This is a genomic window from Pseudomonas sp. BJa3 (assembly GCF_026343815.1).
Lineage (GTDB): Bacteria > Pseudomonadota > Gammaproteobacteria > Pseudomonadales > Pseudomonadaceae > Aquipseudomonas > Aquipseudomonas soli.
Map to the genome: position 1 here is coordinate 1 of NZ_JAOXMC010000153.1, position 276 is coordinate 276.

At 69.6% G+C, this 276-nt stretch carries 1 pseudogene; it reads right to left on the bottom strand.

From position 1 onward, the window contains the following. Positions 1 to 207, bottom strand: a pseudogene (locus OH705_RS27225) (ABC transporter permease); the annotation flags it as partial. Between the last annotated feature and the right edge of the window lie 69 nt (positions 208 to 276).

Here is a 276-nt window from a genome sequence, read left to right on the forward strand (position 1 = left end):
CGTGCCCGGCGCCAGGCGCGCGTCCAGCACGTCGATCTGCAGCAGGTCGTAGGGGTTCTGCGGCGAGATCCACGGCGCCAGGATGGCGGCCAGGATCAGCAGGGTGGCGATCACCAGCCCGAACACCGCCGTCTTGGACGACAGGAATTCCAGCAGGTTGCGGCGCCAGGGCGATTCGCGCTTCAGCGCGGGGGCGGCGGTTTGCATGGCATTTGCCTGGGGAGTGTTCGGAGCGCTCATGCCGAGGCCTCCAGCCGCACCCGCGGGTCCAGCACT